Consider the following 17,526-nt stretch of genomic DNA (forward strand, 5'->3'; position numbering starts at 1 on the left):
GTTTGCCAAGAGACAGGATATGAACAACAGCAACATCCCGGTCAGCTTCGAGTTCTTCCCGACCAAGACCGATGCCGGCCATGAAAAACTGATCGCCGCAGCCCATGTGCTGGCCGAACAGAAGCCCGAGTTCTTCTCGGTTACCTACGGCGCTGGTGGCTCCACCCGCGACCGTACCCAGAACACCGTGCTGCAGCTCGACCAGCAGGTGAAGGTGCCCACCGCGCCACACCTGTCCTGCGTCGGCGACAGCAAGGAAGACCTGCGCCAGCTGCTCAACGAGTACCGTGAAGCGGGCATCCACCGTATCGTCGCCCTGCGTGGCGACCTGCCCTCGGGCATGGGGCGGGCCTCGGGTGAACTGCGTTACGCCAACGAGCTGGTGGAGTTCATCCGCCAGGAAACCGGTGATCACTTCACCATCGAGGTGGCTGCCTATCCCGAATCCCACCCCCAGGCCCGCAATTTCGAAGTGGACCTGGAAAACTTCGTACGCAAGGTGAAGGCCGGCGCCAACAGCGCCATCACCCAGTACTTCTTCAATGCCGACTGCTATTTCCACTTCGTCGACCGGGTTCGCAAGGCCGGTGTGGACGTGCCGATAGTGCCGGGCATCATGCCAATCACCAACTACAGCAGCCTGTCGCGTTTCTCCGACGCCTGCGGCGCCGAGATCCCCCGCTGGATCCGCAAGCAGCTGGAGTCCTATGGCGACGATACAGCCAGCATTGCCGCCTTCGGCACCGAGGTGATCAGCGACATGTGTCAGCGCCTGATCGCCGGTGGTGCACCCAGCCTGCACTTCTACACGCTGAACCAGGCAGAGCCGAGCCTGGCGATCCTGCGCAACCTCTGAGTCAGGTGCGCCGTGCCGGGTTCAGCCCGGCACGGCCGTGGCAATTATCCGTAGCGGCTGCTGTGCCGAACGTACTGATTTTCGTCCCTCCCGGAAGTTCGGCTGGGCCCTCCCAGCGGTTCGGCTGTCGGGAGCGCAGTGACGTTTCGGCAACCGTCTGCGCTATTTTTCTGCGAGATCTGCAGCTTTCTGTTAGACTCGCCGCTCTTCATCTTCATTCCGGCCGCACGGACAGCCCCTGTTCGCAAACGGCCATCACAGGGTTTATCTGAATGTCCTTTGCTTCTCTCGGCCTGTCCGACGCGCTGGTGCGCGCCGTGGCTGCCACTGGTTACACCACCCCCACTCCGGTCCAGACGCAGGCCATCCCGGCCGTGCTGGAAGGTCGTGATCTCATGGTCGCGGCCCAGACCGGCACCGGCAAGACCGCCGGTTTCTCCCTGCCGATTCTCGAGCTGCTGTTCCCCGATGGTCAGCGTCCGTCCGGTTACAAGCGCACTGCCCGTCAGGTTCGTGCACTGGTGCTGACCCCTACCCGCGAGCTGGCGGCCCAGGTGCATGACAACATCCGCTCCTACGCCACCGAGCTGCAGATGCACAGCGCCTGCATTTTCGGCGGCGTGGGTGCCAACCCGCAGATCAAGGCGCTGGCCCCTGGCCTGGATATCCTGGTGGCCTGCCCCGGACGGCTGCTGGACCTGGTTGGCCAGCGCGCCGTGGACCTGTCTGCCGTGGAATACTTCGTTCTGGACGAAGCTGACCGCATGCTGGACATGGGCTTCATTCATGACGTGAAGAAGGTCATCGCCAAGCTGCCGGCCAAGCGCCAGAACCTGCTGTTCTCGGCGACTTTTTCCAGCGAGATCACACAGCTAGCCAACCGCCTGCTGCACAATCCCGCACGGATCGAAGTAACCCCGCCGAACACCACGGTGGAACGCATCGAGCAACGGGTTTTCCGGGTAGAGGCAGGCCACAAGCGGGCCCTGATCGCCCACCTGATCACCATGGGCGCCTGGGAACAGGTACTGGTGTTCACCCGCACCAAGCATGGTGCCAACCGCCTGGCCGAATACCTGTCCAAGCACGGCTTGCCGGCGGCCGCCATTCACGGCAACAAGAGCCAGAGCGCTCGCACCAAGGCACTGGCGGATTTCAAGAGCAACGGCATCCGCGTGCTGGTGGCAACCGATATCGCCGCCCGCGGCCTGGATATCGACCAGCTGCCCCATGTGGTGAACTTCGAGCTGCCCAACGTGGCTGAGGACTATGTGCACCGCATCGGTCGTACCGGCCGCGCCGGACGCAGTGGCGAGGCGGTTTCCCTGGTCAGCCCCGATGAGGAGAAGCTGCTCAAGGCCATCGAGCGACTGACCCGTCAGCGCTTCGAGGAAGGCGATCTGCAGGGCTTCGTGCCCCCGGCGCAGGCGGAACTCAACAGCGACCGCCCCGAGCGTCCGCGTGGCGCCAATACCCCGAGCAGGGGTCGCGGCCAGCCCCGCAGTAACGCCGCTCCGCGGGGTCAGGGTCGTGCTGACAAGCCCCGCCCCGGCAGCAAGCCACGCCGCCCGCAGCAGGCCATGCCGGGTATCGCCGAGCCCGAGGACGCGGTCGCCCGCGAGCGCCGTCTGCAGGCGATGGGCAACCGGGTCGTGCCGGAAACACCGGCCCCCAAACGTAACCGCCCGCGTCGCGAAAAGCCTGCCCTGCTCGGCAGCTGAGTCTCCGTTCGTCAGAAATGAACAGGTCGCAGAACCTGTTCATTTTCTCGCCATCTCCCGCTTCCATCCTCTTTTTTTCATAGCTATCAGCCACGTGGCGTTGTGCCACATAAACCCTACGGAATCCATGGTCCAGAGCGCCTCAAACGGCGCCGTGTAAATTTTGGGCAAGAGGCTATAGTCAACGTTCCACACCAAAAGTTCTCACATACCGACAGGAGGTTCTGATGAGAGGCACCTTAGCCATACTGATGCTGCTCATAGCACTGGACCTTCAAGCGGAGAACCGTCTGGCTCCGCCCCCCGAAGCCGGCCTGTGGCGTTCCGAAAGCCGGTTGATTACCGACAACGAGGGTAGCCTGCGCCGGATGCGTTCCGTTCAGCCGGGTCTCACCTTCTCCCATGTCGATTACCGCATCCTGCACGAGACGGCCAGACGCGTGGCACAACCCAAGATCGAACTGGTCTGCCTCACGCCTTCACAGGCCTCCGAGCTGGGCAGCCATCACAGTCTCCACAACATCCTCCAGCGCAAACTGCCGGAGTGCGACCTGAGCCTGCAGAAGGTCGGCCGCTCCACCGTTCAGGTGCGTGGCGATTGCCAGGACCCCGAACGTTTCAACGGCAAGATGGAAGGCCTGGTCGAGTTTGTCAGCACCCATGAGATTCACGCGTCGTTCCTCGGCCGTGCACCCACCCCCGGCCAGCCAGAGAGTAACTCCCCCTCGGGACTGATCATCCAGCAGCATGAGGTTCACCGCTGGGCATCCCCTGACTGTGGGCAGTACGAACCCCACGACCGCATGGCGTTCTGATCCTCGTCTTATCCCCGCCCTCGTCTAGACTGAAGCTCAGGACAGCGCAAAGGGGGCACCATGTTGAACCACTGCATTCTTGGCTTTGATTATTCGGACAGCTGGGACAGGACCTGCGAACGCCTTCCCCCGATAGTGCAATTGCTCGGCGTGAAGCGACTCACGCTCGTGCATGTCGTGGACACTACCCGGCGCATCAACGTCGAGGACAGCGAAGCGGCCGCCGACAGCCATCTGGCAAAACTGGCGGGCACGCTGTCGACGGAGCTCGGCATCGCCGTCGATCATGAGGTTCGCCGCGGTTTTGCCGCGACCGAGCTCCACGAAGTGGCCCGGCGGCACAAGGCTGACGGCCTGATCATGCTGAATCAGAGCCACTCCGCGGGCCGGGCACTGTTCTACGGCAATACCACCCTGAACCTGGCGCGTCTGACACGCCTGCCGCTGCTGGTGCTGCCCGCTGACGGACCGGCGATCGAGCCGGCCGGCACCCTGTTGCTCGCCACCGACGGCTCGGACCCGGCCCAGGCGGCGCAGCGCATGTTCGAACACTACCTGGTGGACGGTCGCCATGGACTGGTGCTCTGGGTGGAGACCGAGGAGGCGGACAACAGCGCCCTTGTCCAATCGCAGATAGCCGATCTCACCGCCAGGCACGAGCAGGCAGTGGCCCGTCTGGGCAAGGGCTCGGCAGTTCGCGAGATAGTCCGCACCGCAGAGGATGAGCAGGTGGCACTGGTGATCCTGGGCAAGCGCGGCACCACGCCCATTCAGGATCTGATGATCGGCAGTACCGCCGAAGGGGTAGCCCGGGAAAGCCGCCGCCCGGTACTGCTGGTGCCCGCCGGCACCGGCCTCTAGAACGACAACGGCCCCGGGGTTGCCGGGGCCGTTTCGGTACTGCTCAGCGACGCCTCAGAAGAACGCCTGCAGACCGGTCTGGGCACGGCCCAGGATCAGTGCGTGAACGTCGTGGGTACCCTCATAGGTATTGACCACTTCCAGGTTGACCACATGACGGATCACGCCGTACTCGTCGGAGATGCCGTTGCCGCCGAGCATGTCACGGGCAACCCGGGCGATATCGAGCGCCTTGCCGCAGGAGTTGCGCTTCATGATGGAGGTGATCTCCACCGCAGCGGTGCCTTCGTCCTTCATCCGGCCCAGGCGCAGGCAGCCCTGCAGGGCCAGGGTGATCTCGGTCTGCATGTCGGCCAGCTTCTTCTGTACCAGCTGGGTCTGCGCCAGCGGCCGACCGAACTGATGCCGATCCAGGGTGTACTGGCGGGCGGTGTGCCAGCAGAACTCGGCGGCACCCAGGGCACCCCAGGAAATGCCGTAACGGGCGGAGTTCAGGCAGGTGAAGGGACCGCGCAGACCGGTCACGCCCGGCATCAGGTTCTCCTCTGGCACGAACACATCATCCATCACGATCTCGCCGGTGATCGAAGTGCGCAGACCGACCTTGCCCTTGATCGCCGGAGCGCTCAGACCTTCCCAGCCCTTCTCGAGGATGAAGCCGCGGATCACATCGTCCTCGGTCTTGGCCCAGACCACGAACACGTCGGCAATCGGACTGTTGGTGATCCACATCTTGGCGCCCTTGAGGCGATAGCCGCCCTCGACCTTGCGCGCACGGGTGACCATGGAGCCCGGGTCGGAACCGTGGTTGGGCTCGGTCAGGCCGAAGCAGCCGATCCACTCGCCGCTGGCCAGTTTCGGCAGATACTTCTGCTTCTGGGCCTCGGAGCCGAACTCGTTGATCGGCACCATGACCAGCGAGGACTGCACGCTCATCATCGAGCGATAACCGGAATCCACCCGCTCGACCTCACGGGCAATCAGGCCATAGCAGACATAGTTCAGGCCGCTGCCGCCGTACTCGGTGGGAATGGTTGCACCCAGCAGGCCCAGCTCACCCATCTCACGGAAGATGCTGGCATCGGTCTGCTCGTGGCGGAAGGATTCCAGCACGCGCGGCATCAGCTTGTCCTGACAATACTGTGCTGCGGAGTCGCGCACCATGCGCTCTTCTTCGGTGAGTTGCTGGTCCAGCAGCAGCGGGTCTGCCCAGTTGAAGGATGCCTTGTTAGCCATGGGTACTCCGTGAATATCGTGGTGTTGGCGCGGCACAACGCCGCAGAATGGTTTAAAGCCTAGTCCTGCCAAGGCGCACAAGCAAACGCGTTTTTTTCAGCGACCTGTGCTAGATTGGAACTCCGTAAACACACCCTCACTTCGAGAATCCCACCGTGCGCCGCAAGATACCCCCCACCCAGGCCCTGATCTGCTTCGAGTCCGCCGCCCGCCATGAGAGCTTTACCCGGGCCGCCGAGGAACTGGCCCTGACCCAGAGCGCGGTATGCCGGCAGATCGCCAATCTCGAAGGATTCCTTGACGTCGAGCTGTTCCGCCGTACCCGGCGCGGAGTACGGCTGACCGAGGCGGGACTGACCTACCATCGTCGCATTGCCAATCGGCTGGATGCCATGGAGCGCGATACCCTGTCATTGATGGGCAACAAGGGCAGCGCCACCCTGGAGCTGGCCCTGGTACCGACCTTCGGCACCCAATGGCTGCTGCCTCGGCTTGGTCAGTACCTTGTGCAACATCCGCACGTCACGGTCAACATGACCAACCGCACCCGCCCCTTTCTGTTCGCCGACACCGAGTTCGATGCCGCCATCTACTTCGGCGACGGGGAATGGTCGGGTACCGAAGTGCACTTTCTGATGAACGAGTCCCCGGTGCCGGTCTGCAGCCCTGCCCTGATGCAGGGGCTGAGCGAGTTGAGCGCCGAGCAGATCAGCCAGTTGCCGCTGCTGCAGCAGTCCACCAGGCCCTACGCCTGGCGCCAGTGGTTCGAGTCCTGCGACATGCGCATCGAGCATGATCTGAACGGCACGCGCCTGGAGCTGTTCTCCATGCTGGCCCAGGCGGCCATGCATGGCATGGGCGTGGCGCTGATACCGCCTTTCCTGATCCGCAGCGAGCTGCAGAGCGGCCGACTGGTGATCGCCAACAATCACAGCGTCGACAGCCGCAACGCCTATTATCTGGTCATTCCCGAGCGCAAGGCCGAGTCGGCGACCCTGCAGGGGTTCCGTGACTGGGTGATTGCCGAGGCGCAGCAGTATCGCGCAGGCCCCGCCGCAGCAATGCACCAGCAGGCGTAGTACCCAATTTATTCGCACCCGGGGCGGGTGCTCCTACAAGGACAGAGCTAACGAGGATATCGGGACCTGCTGTAGGAGCACCGCCTCGGTGTGAACCGCCACATCCATTCGCACCCGGGGCGGGTGCTCCTGCAAGGACAGAGCTAACGAGGATATCGGGATCTGCTGTAGGAGCACCGCCTCGGTGCGAAAACCGCCAGCCCCATTCGCACCCGGGCCGGGCGGCCTGCGACCTGCCTCAGCCCATTCGAAAGTACACGCAGATCCGCTGCCCGTTGACCTCGTGCACGCGGATATCCATCTCGTAGAGATCGCGCAGCACCTCGTCACGGATGATCTGCTCCGGGGCTCCCTGATACACGGGCCGGCCCCGGCGCATGGCAATGATGTGATCGGAGTAGCAGGAGGCGAAGTTGATGTCGTGCAGAACCACCACCACGGTCTTGCCCTTCTCGTCCGCCGCCCGGCGCAGCAGCTGCATCATGTCCACGGCAAAGCGCATGTCGATGTTGTTCAGCGGTTCGTCGAGCAGCACGTAGTCGGTGTCCTGGCACATGACCATGGCCACATAGGCACGCTGGCGCTGGCCGCCGGACAGTTCATCAATCGGCCTGTCGCGGTATTCGTGCAGCTGCAGATACTCCATGGCCTCATCCACATGGCGCAGGTCCTCGGCGGTGAGGCGGCCGCCCGAGTGCGGAAAGCGACCGAAGGCCACCAGATCCCGCACGCTCAGGCGCAGGCTGGTCTGATTGTCCTGGCGCAGGATCGACAAGCGCCGGGCCAGCACATTGCCCGGTGTACGGGTAACGTCCATGCCATCCACCACTACCGAACCGGCGTTCATGGGTGTCAGGCGGCTGATCATCGACAGCAGCGTCGACTTGCCCGCCCCGTTCGGACCTATGATGGAGGTGAAACCGCCCTTGGGAATGCTCAGGCTGACATCATCCACCACCAGGGTATCGCCGTAGCGCTTGGATACGCCCCGGGTTTCAATCATTGTCTGACTCCACGCAACAACAGCGCTATGAATAACAGGCCGCCGGCCAACTCGATGACCAGTGCCAGCGGCAGGGTTGAGGCCAGCAACTGCTCCAGCAGTACCTGACCACCGACCAGGCAGATGATGCCCGCCAGCACGCTGGCCGGGAGCGTCCACCGATGGCGCTGGGTGCCGGTGATCCAGTAGGCCAGGTTGGCAATCAGCAGGCCGAAGAACAGGGTCGGGCCGACCAGTACCGTAGCCACCGACACCATGATGGCGACCACTGCCATGATGCCCAGCACCACACGGCCATGGGCCACGCCCAGATTCACCGCAATATCCCGGCCCAGCGACAGCACATCCAGATAGCGCCGCCAGCGCAGCAGCAACAGCCCGCCAAGGGTCAGGGCCACGGCGCTGACCGCCAGCAGTTCGGTATTGACCCGGCTGAAACTGGCCTGGCGCACACCGCTGCTGATACCGAACTCGCTCGGGTCCAGCACCCGGGCACCCAGCTCCGACAATTCGCGGAACAGCATGCCGGCCAGCATGCCCAGCAGGATCATCAGGTGCAGGCTGCGCACTGAACCGGAAAACAGCAGGCGAAACAGCAACAACGCCAGCCCCACCATGAGCAGCATCTGCAGCCCGACCCGCAGCGAGCTCGGCCAACCGGCCAGCTCCGCCCCACCGAAGATCAGCAGCACCAGGGTGTTGACCAGTACAAAGAGCACATCAAAGCCCATCAGGGCCGGCGTCAGCAGCCGGCTGTGGGTGATGGTCTGGAACAGCACGGTGGACAGGCCGATGGCGCTGGCTGCCAGCAGCAACGCCAGCAGGCGGCTGCCCCTGTGCTGCAGGATGAAGGCCCAGTCGGTCTGGACGTTGATGGTCATGAAGCCAAGCACGCAGAGCACCGCCGCTATCGCCAGCAGCAGTACCCGCACGGCGGGTTGTCGCCACAGGGTCAGGACCATTGCTTCCTCCCGTGCAGCAGGACCGCGAGAAATACCACGCAGCCGGCAATCGACAGCAGGTTGGATGAGGGCACCTCATAGGGATGGATCAGCAGCCGCCCGAGCAGATCGGCCGCCAGCAGAATGGCCGCCCCCAGCAGCGCAATCATGGGCACCGCCCGCCGCAGGTTGTCGCCGGTCAGCACCCGCACCACATTGGGTGCCACCAGTCCGATGAAGGGGATCACCCCGGCGGTGACCACCACGCTGCCGACGATCATGGCCACCAGCGCCACGCCGATGGCCATCAGCAACCCATAGTTGACGCCGATATTCACCGCAAAATCCCGCCCCATGCCGATCACGGTAAAGCGGTCGGCCAGCAGCATGGCAGCCAGCGTCAGCCCCGCCGCCACCCACAGCAGCTCGTAACGACCGCGCAACACCGCGGAGAAATCGCCGCTGTTCCAGGCACGCAGCGACTGGGACAGATCGAAATGATGGGCGATCAGGCCACTGCCGGCATGCACCACTCCGGCGATGATCAATCCAACCAGCGGCACTATCAGCGCCGAGCGCAGGGGGATGCGCTGCAGTACACCGAGAAACAGCAGAATGCCGCCGGCGGCGAAACCACTGACCAGCAGAAAGCGCGCCCACAAAGGCAGGCCGTCCGGCAGCGCAATGGCCAGCACCAGCATGCCCAGCGCCGCAGCCGCCATGGGGCCCGTGGTGGAGGTATCCACCAGCCGGTTGCGCGCCATCATCTGCAATATGGCGCCGGCCACCGCCAGCGCCGCGCCGGCCAGAATCAGTGCCAGGGTTCGTGGCAGCCGACTGGCGAAGAGGATCTTCGAGACCCGGTCATCCGGGTCGGCGGTCAATACATTGAGCAGGTTCAGCCGGCTGGCGCCGACGTTCAGGCTGCACACCGCCAGAACCAGCACCAGGACCAACAACAGCAACAGCCAGAGGGCGCCAGCGCGAGACGCCCTCGGAGGAGAAAAACGGGAATCAGTCATGCACTCTACCTGCAACAGGAAACCCCATTCCCGACCGGAGCAGGAATGGGGTTTCGCCAGCGTCCTTTGCGGGGTCGATTATCGCGCAGCGGCGGCGGAGAACACCTTGATGAGCTCGTCCACACTGGCCTGCATCACCCCGATGCCGCTGTTGTCCAGCAGGTACCAGCTGGCCGGGTCGAGGTACACGATCTGACCCTTGCTGCCGGCACTGGTCGCCTTAACCAGTTCGTTGTCCATCAGCTCGGCGGCTGCGGTGCCTTCCCGGCCGATGGCCGCATCCCGATCCATGACGAACAGCCAGTCCGGATCGGCCTCCAGCAGAAACTCGAAGGATACCGCCTGACCATGGCGGCCGGCCTTGAGCTCGGCAACCGCCTGTTCGACACCGAAGACATCATGAATGAGGCCGAACCGGGTGCCCTTGCCAAAGGCGGCCATCTTGCCACCGGTGGTGAGAATCAGCAGGCCATCGCCCTGTTTGGCTGTGAGCGCACGCAGCTCGTCCACCGATGCCTTGAGCTGAGCGACCAGCTCAGCCGCCCGCTCCTGCTTGCCGAAGATCTCGCCCAGCAGCAGGGTATTGCGTTCCACGCTGCCCAGCAGGTCGTTGGGATCGGGGGTCAGGTCGATGGTGGTGCCGAAGGCCGAGACTTCCTCGTACTTGCCCTGGGCGCGACGGCCGAGAATGATCAGATCAGGCTGGGCAGTGCGCAGCACTTCCAGATCAGGCTCGAACAGGCTGCCGGCTCGGATAAACTCGCCCTCCCGGTATTGCCTGAGCACTTCCGGCGGATTGCCGGATGGAATACCGGCCACAGTCACCCCCAGCTGTGCCAGCGTATCCAGCGTCGACCAGTCCAGTACTACCGCCTTCTGCGGCTGCACCGGCACCTCGGTCTGGCCGCTGGAGTGACTGATGGTGACGGACTCGGCCTGCACCTGCGCGGCGCCGAACAGCATGGAAACACAGATACCCGATACCGCGGCAAAACGGGAAACAGCTGGCAGCATGATCACCCCTGCTAAGCAATAGTGAGAATAGTTATTGTTTGCAATGCTACCAGAGACCGCTCCGCTGGTGCAATCGGAGAAGCGGGAATTCCTGCATAAAAAAGGCGAGCCGAAGCTCGCCCCTGGTTACTGCCGCAGAGGTTACTTGCGCACACCCTCGATGGTCAGATCCAGATCAACCACCGCAGAGGCCGGACCAAGGTCCATCGATACGTTGTAGTCAGCCAGCTTGATGCTGGTAGTACCGACAAAGCCGGCGCGGTAGCCGCCCCAGGGATCCTCGCCTTCACCAATGAACTGCGCGTCGATCACCACCGGCTTGGTCACACCGTTGAAGGTGAAGTCGCCGGTGACCCTGGCGGTATTCTCGCCAGTCACTTCCACACCGGTGGAGACAAAGGTGGCCTGCGGATGCTTGTCCACATTGAGGAAGTCCGGGCTGCGCAGGTGCTTGTCACGCTCGGCGTGGTTGGAGTCCACGCTGGCGGTGTTGATGGTCACTTCGACCTTGCTCTCTTCGGGCTTGGCGGCGTCCCAGCTGAAGGTGCCGTCAAAGTCATTGAAGCGCCCATGCAGAACGCTGAAGCCCATGTGGCCGGTCTTGAAGTTGATGAAGGCGTGCTGGCCTTCCTTGTCGATCACATAATCGGCGGCCAGCAGCGAACCGGATACTGCCATCAGACTACCCAGTGCAATGCCGGCAACAATCTTCTTCATACAGTTACTCCTGTCTATCAGTCAGATGACGAGGGCGCAGGCCGAGCATCCGGCGCAGCGTGTCGTCACGGTCAAGAAAGTGGTGCTTCAGGGCGCCCAGGGCATGTAACCCTGCCAGCGCCAGTACTGCCATTGCCATCCAGTAATGTATCTGCCCGGCCCGATCAGCCTGGCTCGGCAACCCGGTCAGGGTCGCCGGCACCTCGAACCAGCCGAAGAAGCTGATGCCCTGCCCCTTGGCGGTGGAAATCAGATAGCCGCTGATGAGGATCACGAACAGCATCAGGTATAGCAGAGCATGCACCAGCGCAGCGCTGATCCTCTCCCAGCGCCTGTGATTGGGCAGATGGGCAGGACGCGGCGTGAACAAGCGCCAGAGAATCCGCAGCACCAGTACCGCAAACAGCGCCAGGCCGATACTCTTGTGCCAGAAAGGCGCACTGCGGTAATAGGGGCTGTAGTAACTCAGATCGACCATCCACAAACCCAGGATGGCCAGACCTATAACCGTCACGGCAACCACCCAGTGCAGAACTATGGCCACCAGACCATAACGGGTTGCGGTGTTCTTCCAGTGCATGGCGGATGCTCCCTGTAACCTTTGCCAAGATCATACATCGCCTGGGCGATAGAAAAAGCGCAAATACTGGCTTCAACCGATCTGATAATTCGATATGACCACGGTCGCAAATGGGACAGCGATCCGTGCAGTGGACTTGCCACTGCACCGATCATGTCATGAGACTAGCTGAAAGAAAGGAGTGTGCTCAGCCGGGGAAGAACAGGCGCTTGAGCTCGGTGCCAGGATCCTCGGCGCGCATGAAAGCCTCGCCAACGAGGAAGCTGTAGACGCCGTTGTCCAGCATCAGCTCCACATCGGCCCGGGAGAGGATGCCGCTTTCGGTGACCGCCAGCCGGTCGGCCGGAATCCTTGGCAGCAGCTCCAGCGTGGTATCGAGTGACACGCTGAAGTCATGCAGGTTGCGGTTGTTGACCCCCACCAGCGGGGTGTCCAGTGCCAGCGCGCGCTCCAACTCCGGGGCGTCGTGCACTTCTACCAGCACATCCATGCCCAGCTCCACCGCCGCCGCATTCAGTTCGGCCATCTGGGCATCCTCCAGCGAGGCTACGATCAGCAGAATGCAATCGGCGCCCATGGCCCGGGCTTCCACCACCTGGTAGGGATCGACCAGAAAGTCCTTGCGGATGACCGGCAGCGCACAGGCCGCACGGGCCTGCTGGAGGTACTCCGGGCTGCCCTGAAAGAAGTCGATATCGGTCAGCACCGACAGGCAGGCAGCACCGCCCTGCTCATAGCTGACCGCGATCTGCGCCGGGTTGAAGTCCTCGCGGATCACGCCCTTGCTGGGCGAGGCCTTCTTGATCTCGGCGATCACCGCTGGCTGACGCGCCTGCGCCTGCGCCTGCGCCCGCAGTGCCCGGGCAAAGCCCCGCGGCGCATCGGCTGATGCGGCCTGACGCTGAAGGTCATCCAGGGACACCCTGGCGCGGTTTTCCCGCACTTCCTCATATTTACGGGCAACGATGTTTTCCAGAATGGTAGGCAGGCTCATTTCTGCAGTGCCTCCTCACGGAATACTTCGGTAAAAGCGGCCAGCTCCGCCATTTTCTCCCGGGCCATGCCGGAGTAGAGCGCATCCGAGGCCAGCTCCACACCCTCGCGCAGCGACGAGGCTACATCTGCCGCATAGAGCGCCGCACCGGCGTTGAGGATGATCATGTCCGCGGCCTTTTCACCGTTCTCGGTGGTGCGCTTGCCCAGCGCATCGCGGATCAGGGTCAGGGACTCGGCCGGGCCTTCCACGGTCAGGCCGATCAGACTGCGGCTCTTGATGCCGAGCTCCTCGGGACTGATCTGGTATTCGCTGACCTCACCGTTCTTCAGCTCGGCGATATGGGTCGGGGCGGCGATGCTGATCTCGTCCAGCCCGTCGCGCGAATGCACCACCAGCACATGCTCGCTGCCGAGCCGGCGCAGCACTTCGGCCATGGGTCGGCACAGCGCCTTGTTGAACACGCCGATCACCTGACGCTTGACCCCGGCCGGGTTGGTCATCGGCCCGAGCATGTTGAACAGGGTACGCAGGCCCAGCTCGCGCCGCGGGCCGACGGCGTACTTCATGGCGCCATGGTGCGCCGGGGCGAACATGAATCCCACGCCGACATGCTCGACGCAGCGGGCCACCTGCTCGGGGGTCAGGTTCAGGTTGATGCCGGCGGCTTCCAGCAGGTCGGCGCTGCCACTCTTGCCGGACACCGCGCGGTTGCCGTGCTTGGCCACCTGGCCGCCCGCTGCGGCAACCACAAAGGCTGCAGCTGAGGACACGTTGAAGATGTTGGCGCCATCACCACCGGTGCCACAGGTATCGACCAGATGCTCGCCCTGGATGGATACCCCCGACGCCAGCTCGCGCATGGCCAGCGCCGCACCGGTGATTTCATCCAGGCTTTCGCTTTTCATGCGCAGGGCAACGAGAAAACCGCCAATCTGGGCGTCGGTGCACTGTCCAGTCATGATCTGCCGCATGACGTCCTGCATTTCCTCGGTGGACAGGTCGATGTGATCAACGACCCTGGCCAGTGCTGTGGTGATGTCCATTATGACTCTCCTGATTCGTCAGCTGCGCATTCCGCCCTGCTGTTTTAAGAAGTTGGCCAGTAACTCGTGGCCCTGTTCGCTGAGGATGGATTCGGGGTGGAACTGCACACCCTCGATCATGTACCGGCGATGACGCAGGCCCATGATCTCGTCCATCGAGCCGTCCGCATGCTGCGTCCAGGCGGTGATTTCCAGACAGTCCGGCAGGTTGTCACGGCTTACCACCAGCGAGTGGTAGCGGGTGACGGTGAGGGGATTGGCCAAGCCGGCGAATACTCCCTGATCACTGTGATACACCGGACTGGTCTTGCCGTGCATGGCCTGGCGGGCACGCACCACCTCGCCGCCGAAGGCCTGGCCGATGCTCTGGTGGCCGAGGCAGACGCCCAGGATCGGCAGCCCGCCGGCAAAGTGCTTGAGTACCGGCACCGATACCCCAGCCTCGTTGGGCGTGCAGGGGCCGGGGGAGACGACTATGCGTTCGGGCTGCAGCGCTTCGATCTCGGCCACGCTCAGCTCATCGTTGCGCACCACCTTGATCTCGGCACCCAGCTCGCCGAAGTACTGCACCAGATTCCAGGTGAAGGAATCGTAGTTGTCGATCATCAATAACATGACGTTCCCCTCACTGCATGGTCGTCTCGGCCAGCGCCACCGCACGGAACATGGCGCGGCGCTTGCTGATGGTTTCTTCCCACTCGGTTTCCGGCACGGAGTCGGCGACGATGCCGGCACCGGCCTGCACGTGCAACTCACCGTTCTTGATCACGGCCGTGCGGATGGCGATGGCGGTGTCCATGTTGCCGTTCCAGGCCCAGTAGCCGACCGCGCCACCATAGACGCCGCGTTTGACCGGCTCCAGCTCGTCGATGATTTCCATCGCCCGGATCTTCGGCGCCCCGGACAGGGTGCCCGCCGGAAGAATGGCGCGCAGGGCGTCCATGGCGGTCAGCTCGGGACGCAGCCGGCCCTGCACGTTGGAGACGATATGCATGACGTTGGAATAGCGCTCGATCACCATCTGCTCGGTCACCCGCACCTGGCCGATCTGCGATACACGACCCACATCATTGCGCCCCAGATCGATGAGCATCAGGTGCTCGGCCAGCTCCTTGGCATCGGACAGCAGGTCCTGCTCCAGCGCCAGGTCGGCCTCCTCGGTGGCACCCCGGGGGCGGGTGCCGGCGATGGGACGGACAGTAACCTCGCCATCTTCCACGCGCACCAGCACCTCCGGGGAGCTGCCGACCACATGGAAATCGTCGAGATTGAAGAAGTACAGGTAGGGAGTGGGATTCTGGCTGCGCAGGGCGCGATAGAGGTCGATGGGTGCAGCGCTGAAGTCGATGCTCATGCGCTGGGAGGGCACCACCTGCATGCAGTCGCCGGCGAGGATGTACTCCTTGATGCGCCGCACCGCGTTCTGATAGTCCTCCCGACTGAAGCTGGCGCGGTACTCCGGCTCCCGTTCGGCCACCGCCGTCAGGTTCAGGCCCGGACGCGGAGTGAAGGGCGCAGTCAGTTGCCGCAGCAGCTGCTCCAGCCGCTGGTTGGCCTGGGCAAAGGCGTCATCCGCGCCGGTGTCGGCCAGCACTATCACATGCAGCTTGCCGGCAAGGTTATCGAATACCACCACCTCATCGGAAACCATCAGCAGGATATCCGGGTTGCCCAGTGGATCGGGATTGACCGATCTTGCCAGTCGCGGCTCCACATAGCGCACACAGTCATAACCGAAATAGCCCACCAGACCGCCGTTGAAGCGCGGCAGCCCGGAAATGTCCGGCACCCGGTAACGGGCCTTGAACTGCTCGACGAAGGCCAGCGGATCCTCGCACTCATGCTGCTCGGTGAGGACGCCATCGACCTGGATCCGGGCAGTACGACCCTGCACCTTGAGCACGGTACGGGCCGGCAGGCCGATGATGGAGTAACGCCCCCATTTCTCGCCGCCCTGCACTGATTCGAGCAGGTAGGAATAGGGCGCATCGGCCAGTTTCAGGTAGGTGGACAGGGGGGTGTCCATGTCGGCCAACACTTCGCGCACCACGGGAATGCGGTTGAAACCCTGGGCGGCCAGACGGAGAAATTCGTTTTGATTCATGATCAGCCTCATGGGGCGGGTGAAAGTCACATGCAAACCGGTACCCGCAGCGGTGGCGGGCAAAGCACTGTCAGGAACGCCAACGCCAGCGCGCGAGCGCTTTCAGGATTCCCATCAGTATGCGGTTGCTGACAAACACGGCTGATCCATCTATCGAAGGTGTGTAACGGGACAAGACTATATGAGCGCTGCGAGCGAATCAACCAGCAGGTCGGGGCCCTCTGCCGCCACCGGCCGGCCGTGGTTGTAGCCGTAATCCACCGCCACCACGGTGACACCGGCCGCGCGCGCCGCCAGTACATCGTTGCGCGAATCACCGATAAACAGGCTGCGATCGGGAGCGGCGCCAGCGGCCCGCATCACATGCAGCAGGCCTGCCGGATCCGGCTTTTTCACCGGCAGGGTGTCGCCTCCGATGATCCAGTCGAAATCCCCCAGCCCCTTTTCCTCGAGAATCGGGGCCACAAATTGCCCGGGCTTGTTGGTTATCACTGCCAGTGCCACGCCACGCTCGCGCAACCAGGCCAGGAACGGCATTACCCCGGGGTATACAGCGGTGGCGCTGTGATCACCGGAGTAGGCCTCGAAGAAATCATCCAGCGCTGCCCGGGCCTCAGCCTCACCTACCCCATCATGCGCGAGGCTACCAGCCAGGGCACGGCGCACCAGCACCAGCGCGCCATTGCCGACCCAGTCACGCACCCGCTCGACGCCGGCAGGCGGCCTGCCGCGCAGCGCCAGCATATGGTCTACCGCCGCCGCCAGATCCGGCACCGAATCCACCAGGGTGCCGTCCAGATCGAACATCACCAGTTGCGGCAGCGCCCCGTCGAACAGGCGCATAAGGGCGTTCATGTCAACGCTGGACCTGGGCCAGTTCAGCACGCATCTGGTCAATCACCGCCTTGTAGTCCGGTGCATTGAAGATGGCCGAGCCGGCCACGAAGGTGTCGGCCCCGGCCTCCGCAATCTGGCGGATGTTCTGGGTGTTGACCCCGCCGTCCACTTCCAGACGGATATCACGCCCGCTGGCGTCAATCAGCGCTCGCGCCTCGCGCAGCTTGTCCAGGGTGGTGGGGATGAACTTCTGCCCGCCGAAGCCGGGGTTGACGCTCATCAGCAGGATCATGTCGACCTTGTCCATCACGTACCTGAGCACATCCAGCGGGGTCGCCGGATTGAATACCAGCCCGGCTTTGGCGCCGCCATCGCGGATCAGCTGCAGGGATCGGTCGATATGGTCGCTGGCTTCCGGGTGGAAGGTGATGTAACTGGCCCCCGCCTCCAGAAAGTCGCCGATGATGCGATCCACCGGCCGCACCATCAGATGCACGTCAATTGGCGCCGACACGCCGTATTTGCGCAGGGCACTGCAGACCATGGGACCTATGGTGAGGTTGGGCACGTAATGGTTGTCCATTACATCGAAGTGGACAATGTCAGCACCCGCCGCCAGCACCCGATCCACATCTTCCCCGAGGCGGGCGAAATCGGCGGACAGAATGGACGGGGCAATCGCGTAATCAGGCATGGCAGA

Annotated in this window: 17 protein-coding genes and 1 pseudogene; 5 read left to right on the top strand and 13 right to left on the bottom strand. The window is 63.3% G+C overall.

The window, feature by feature from the left end:
• Positions 1-19: 19 nt before the first annotated feature.
• The 4 genes and pseudogenes from metF to BM046_RS10450 all read left to right on the top strand — a co-directional run bounded on the left by metF (position 20) and on the right by BM046_RS10450 (position 4,253).
• Entirely contained in the window at positions 20-856 is an 837-nt protein-coding gene (gene metF / locus BM046_RS10435; protein WP_090539206.1) for a methylenetetrahydrofolate reductase [NAD(P)H], read from the top strand.
• Between the two features lie 272 nt (positions 857-1,128).
• A pseudogene (locus tag BM046_RS10440) lies at positions 1,129-2,559 on the top strand (DEAD/DEAH box helicase); the annotation flags it as partial.
• A gap of 245 nt (positions 2,560-2,804) precedes the next feature.
• Complete coding sequence (locus BM046_RS10445; protein ID WP_090539208.1) at positions 2,805-3,392, top strand: DUF3617 family protein; 588 nt, start codon at positions 2,805-2,807, stop codon at positions 3,390-3,392.
• 60 nt (positions 3,393-3,452) lie between these two features.
• The gene (locus tag BM046_RS10450) at positions 3,453-4,253 is read left to right on the top strand and encodes a universal stress protein (RefSeq protein ID WP_090539210.1); all 801 of its coding nucleotides are present in this window, start codon (positions 3,453-3,455) and stop codon (positions 4,251-4,253) included.
• Between the two features lie 54 nt (positions 4,254-4,307).
• On the opposite strand, the gene BM046_RS10455 is transcribed toward BM046_RS10450, so the two are convergent.
• The gene (locus BM046_RS10455; RefSeq protein WP_090539212.1) at positions 4,308-5,489 is read right to left on the bottom strand and encodes an acyl-CoA dehydrogenase; all 1,182 of its coding nucleotides are present in this window, start codon (positions 5,487-5,489) and stop codon (positions 4,308-4,310) included.
• Between the two features lie 155 nt (positions 5,490-5,644).
• Between BM046_RS10455 and BM046_RS10460 the strand changes: the two genes are divergently transcribed.
• Positions 5,645-6,568 carry a LysR family transcriptional regulator gene (locus BM046_RS10460; RefSeq protein ID WP_090539215.1) on the top strand — a complete coding sequence of 308 codons (924 nt, stop codon included), beginning with the start codon at positions 5,645-5,647 and terminating at the stop codon, positions 6,566-6,568.
• A 238-nt stretch (positions 6,569-6,806) separates the two neighbouring features.
• On the opposite strand, the gene BM046_RS10465 is transcribed toward BM046_RS10460, so the two are convergent.
• The 12 genes from BM046_RS10465 to rpe all read right to left on the bottom strand — a co-directional run bounded on the left by BM046_RS10465 (position 6,807) and on the right by rpe (position 17,520).
• Complete coding sequence (locus BM046_RS10465; protein ID WP_090539218.1) at positions 6,807-7,571, bottom strand: iron ABC transporter ATP-binding protein; 765 nt, start codon at positions 7,569-7,571, stop codon at positions 6,807-6,809.
• Positions 7,568-8,533, bottom strand: a complete 966-nt coding sequence (locus BM046_RS10470) for an iron chelate uptake ABC transporter family permease subunit (protein WP_090539220.1) — start codon at positions 8,531-8,533, stop codon at positions 7,568-7,570. Before BM046_RS10470 ends, BM046_RS10465 begins: the two co-directional genes overlap by 4 nt.
• Positions 8,524-9,534: an iron chelate uptake ABC transporter family permease subunit gene (locus tag BM046_RS10475; RefSeq protein ID WP_090539222.1), complete on the bottom strand. Its 1,011-nt coding sequence runs from the start codon at positions 9,532-9,534 to the stop codon at positions 8,524-8,526. Before BM046_RS10475 ends, BM046_RS10470 begins: the two co-directional genes overlap by 10 nt.
• Positions 9,535-9,612: 78 nt before the next feature.
• On the bottom strand, positions 9,613-10,548 hold the full coding sequence (locus BM046_RS10480) for a siderophore ABC transporter substrate-binding protein (RefSeq protein WP_218150031.1): 936 nt from the start codon (positions 10,546-10,548) through the stop codon (positions 9,613-9,615).
• A gap of 141 nt (positions 10,549-10,689) precedes the next feature.
• A complete protein-coding gene (locus BM046_RS10485) occupies positions 10,690-11,265 on the bottom strand; it encodes a YceI family protein (RefSeq protein ID WP_090539225.1) in 576 nt (191 codons plus the stop codon).
• Positions 11,266-11,269: 4 nt separating this feature from the next.
• A complete protein-coding gene (locus tag BM046_RS10490; RefSeq protein WP_090539227.1) occupies positions 11,270-11,845 on the bottom strand; it encodes a cytochrome b in 576 nt (191 codons plus the stop codon).
• Between the two features lie 187 nt (positions 11,846-12,032).
• Positions 12,033-12,839, bottom strand: a complete 807-nt coding sequence (gene trpC / locus BM046_RS10495; protein WP_090539229.1) for an indole-3-glycerol phosphate synthase TrpC — start codon at positions 12,837-12,839, stop codon at positions 12,033-12,035.
• Positions 12,836-13,885 (bottom strand): anthranilate phosphoribosyltransferase, encoded by a 1,050-nt coding sequence (trpD, locus tag BM046_RS10500; RefSeq protein WP_090539231.1) that lies wholly within the window; start codon positions 13,883-13,885, stop codon positions 12,836-12,838. Before trpD ends, trpC begins: the two co-directional genes overlap by 4 nt.
• Positions 13,886-13,903: 18 nt before the next feature.
• Complete coding sequence (locus BM046_RS10505; RefSeq protein WP_090539233.1) at positions 13,904-14,500, bottom strand: aminodeoxychorismate/anthranilate synthase component II; 597 nt, start codon at positions 14,498-14,500, stop codon at positions 13,904-13,906.
• A gap of 10 nt (positions 14,501-14,510) precedes the next feature.
• Positions 14,511-15,989, bottom strand: a complete 1,479-nt coding sequence (gene trpE / locus BM046_RS10510; protein ID WP_090539235.1) for an anthranilate synthase component I — start codon at positions 15,987-15,989, stop codon at positions 14,511-14,513.
• Between the two features lie 177 nt (positions 15,990-16,166).
• Entirely contained in the window at positions 16,167-16,844 is a 678-nt protein-coding gene (locus tag BM046_RS10515; RefSeq protein ID WP_090539236.1) for a phosphoglycolate phosphatase, read from the bottom strand.
• A gap of 1 nt (position 16,845) precedes the next feature.
• Positions 16,846-17,520, bottom strand: coding sequence for a ribulose-phosphate 3-epimerase (gene rpe, locus BM046_RS10520; protein ID WP_090539238.1), 675 nt, complete (start codon positions 17,518-17,520; stop codon positions 16,846-16,848).
• Between the last annotated feature and the right edge of the window lie 6 nt (positions 17,521-17,526).

It is taken from the genome of Halopseudomonas formosensis, assembly GCF_900115905.1.
GTDB classification, from domain to species: Bacteria; Pseudomonadota; Gammaproteobacteria; order Pseudomonadales; family Pseudomonadaceae; genus Halopseudomonas; species Halopseudomonas formosensis.